The organism is Sphingobium sp. D43FB (genome assembly GCF_002312805.1).
Taxonomy (GTDB): domain Bacteria; phylum Pseudomonadota; class Alphaproteobacteria; order Sphingomonadales; family Sphingomonadaceae; genus Sphingobium.
The window spans coordinates 1-2,588 of sequence record NZ_NMUA01000097.1 but is presented as its reverse complement, the minus strand read 5'-3'; the positions used below and the strand labels follow the sequence as shown (position 1 = coordinate 2,588).

Sequence of the window (2,588 nt, the reverse complement as noted above, 5' to 3'; positions counted from 1 at the left end):
GCCATCGCAGGGTCATTCTGCCCATGTCGGGCAGATGGTAGAGTTTCATTATCGCTGGCATCCATATTACGGCGGTCGTTTTCGGCATGAAGGCCGCGAGGACCGGGCCAATGGCGCGATCATCCGGGTAGAGATCAGGCCGGGTGAGATCATCCAGGTCGCAGAGTGGATGCTGGACAGGGCGTTGTGCGCCGACATGGAGATGGGCGAACCGCGCGTTGCGGTGATTGGGCTTGTAGAGCTTCATGGACTGCTTACCGATCGCGGTTTCAGGCAGACTTCGACGGATGGACTCACGGCCATCCAGGAGGCGCGCCATGAAGGCACTACCACGACCCTCGTCGCTACCGATGCTGACCCAGCAGCTGAGCATGCCGCTCGATACGCCGCAGATGCGAGGCCTGAGCGAGGCGCAGCGAAGCGCCGTTGTTGCCAGGCTGGCGACCCTCTTGATGGCCGCAGCCGGCGTCGCGGCGAAGGAGGCCAGCGATGACGGGCAATGATCTCCTTCCAGTCACGGTGCTCAAGCGCAAAGCTGTGGTGTATGTCCGACAGTCGACCCCGGGTCAGGTCCAGAACAACCTGGAGAGCCAGCGCCGACAATATGAGCTTGTCGATGTTGCGCGACGCTGGGGATTTCACGATGTCGAGGTGATCGACGATGACCTTGGTCGGACCGCCAGCGGCACTGTCGACCGCCCCGGTTTCGAACGACTGGTCAGCGGCCTGTGCACGGGCAAGGTTGGCGCGGTGCTTTGCTTGGACGCATCGCGCCTTTCCCGTAATGGCCGGGACTGGCACCACCTTTTGGAGCTGTGTGGCCTGGTTGAAGCGCGCGTGATCGATCTCGACGGGGTATACGATCCCTGTCGACCAAACGATCGATTGTTGTTGGGCATGAAGGGCAGCATCAGCGAGTTTGAGCTTGGCATTTTGCGAACACGCATGCTTGACGCGGCGCGCGCCAAGGCAAGGCGGGGAGAACTGCGCCTCAGTGTTCCGATCGGCTATATCTGGCACCGCGAATACGGCCTGGGGCTGGATCCCGATATCCGGGTACAGGAGGCGATCCGCCTCATCTTTTCGCGTTTCCGCGAGCTTGGCAGCGCCCGCCAGGTGCTGATTTCGCTGACAGCTGACAATTTCCATTTTCCCCGCCCTTCTGACGGCCGCAAAACGGTGTCCTTCGACTGGGTGCCGGTTCGCTATCGAAGCGTTATTTCGATCCTGAAGAACCCCTTCTACGCTGGGGTCTATGTCTATGGTAAAAGCGAGAAGCGAACCGAGATTGTCGATGGCAGGGCACGCAAAAGTTACGGCCACAGCAAGCCCTTTGGAACGTGGGAAGTGCTGCTCCAGGATCATCACGAAGGCTATATCGATTGGAGTGAGTTTGAGAGGAACCAGAGCCATATCGCCGTCAACGCGTTCGGACAGAAGGGCGGCATCAAGTCGGGTCGTGGTGGCCGCGCGTTGCTCGCGGGCCTGCTCACCTGCGGCCGATGTGGAAGACGGTTGGGCGTTGTCTATTCGGGCCGGCCTCCGGGTCATCCCTATTACCGCTGCGAACGTATCAACCAGATGCTGGCCAAGCCACGATGCATGACTTTTGGCGCATCTCGCATCGACCCTGCCATAGGCAAAGAGATATTGAGAGCCGTGACGCCGATGGCGATCGAGGCCGCAATGGAAGCTGATCGGGCGCATCGGGATAATCTGGAAGAACGGCACCGCATGGTGGAGCTGGACTTGCAGCAAGCCCGATACGAGGCATCTCTCGCTGAACGTCGCTATGCTGCCTGCGACCCTGATAACCGCCTGATCGCTGCCCAACTTGAGAATAGCTGGGAAGCAGCGCTCAGGCGTGTTGAAGCCTATGAAGCGGGTTTGGCCCAAGCGCGACAAATCGATCTGGCCGCGCCGGCGCCCGATTTTGCTGGCATTGCCACCGACCTGGAGACCGCTTGGCGCTCGCCTAACGTCGACATGCGTTGTCGTCAGCAGCTCCTCCGCACGCTCGTGACCGATATCATCGCTGATGTCGATGAAGAGCAACGTGAAGTCATTTTGACGATCCACTGGAAAGGTGGCCAACATTCTCAGCTGCGCATTCGCAAACCCAAAGCAGGCGAACATGGCCAGAGTACGCCCGAAGCCGCCCTTGCCATCATCCGCTCCATGGCCACCCGGTGGTCCGATGCAGACATTGCCGCCACTCTCAACCGGATGGGAATGCAAACCGGACAAGGCAAGACCTGGACAGCGCGCCGTGTCGGCTCGCTGCGCACTGTCCACAAAATCCACGGCTACCGATCCGCCGAAAAGAATGGAGAGTGGCTCACGCTGACCGAAGCCGCCAAAAAGCTTGGGGTTACTGCCCATCGGGTCCGTCGACTGATCAAGGAGGGCGTGCTCCCTACCGAGCAAGTTGTACCCGATGCGCCGCACCAAATCCGAGCCACGGACCTGGAAAAGGACGAAGTGACCCAGTTCCCGCGTCACAGAGGCCCGTGTCGCATCAAAATGGAAAACCAAAAGTCCCTGTTTCCGGACATTTGAAGAGGAGGTGTAGTATGAATCGGTCGTTG

General features: G+C 59.8%; 3 protein-coding genes. 2 read left to right on the top strand and 1 reads right to left on the bottom strand.

Translation table 11 applies throughout. The features are described from left to right. Window positions 1-319, bottom strand: a 319-nt coding sequence (locus tag SxD43FB_RS23260) for a hypothetical protein (RefSeq protein ID WP_037487477.1), incomplete at its 3' end; no start/stop codon positions are given. Between SxD43FB_RS23260 and SxD43FB_RS25025 the strand changes: the two genes are divergently transcribed. Both SxD43FB_RS25025 and SxD43FB_RS23255 read left to right on the top strand, forming a co-directional pair. Next, window positions 318-503 (top strand): hypothetical protein, encoded by a 186-nt coding sequence (locus tag SxD43FB_RS25025; protein WP_037487474.1) that lies wholly within the window; start codon window positions 318-320, stop codon window positions 501-503. The genes SxD43FB_RS23260 and SxD43FB_RS25025 overlap by 2 nt on opposite strands. Continuing rightward, entirely contained in the window at window positions 490-2,559 is a 2,070-nt protein-coding gene (locus tag SxD43FB_RS23255; RefSeq protein ID WP_037487473.1) for a recombinase family protein, read from the top strand. Before SxD43FB_RS25025 ends, SxD43FB_RS23255 begins: the two co-directional genes overlap by 14 nt. Window positions 2,560-2,588 lie beyond the last annotated feature (29 nt).

Coding starts and splice junctions, on each gene's coding strand:
- SxD43FB_RS23255 (WP_037487473.1), top strand. CDS start 490: ATGACGGGCAATGATCTCCTTCCAGTCACGGTGCTCAAGCGCAAAGCT.
- SxD43FB_RS25025 (WP_037487474.1), top strand. CDS start 318: ATGAAGGCACTACCACGACCCTCGTCGCTACCGATGCTGACCCAGCAG.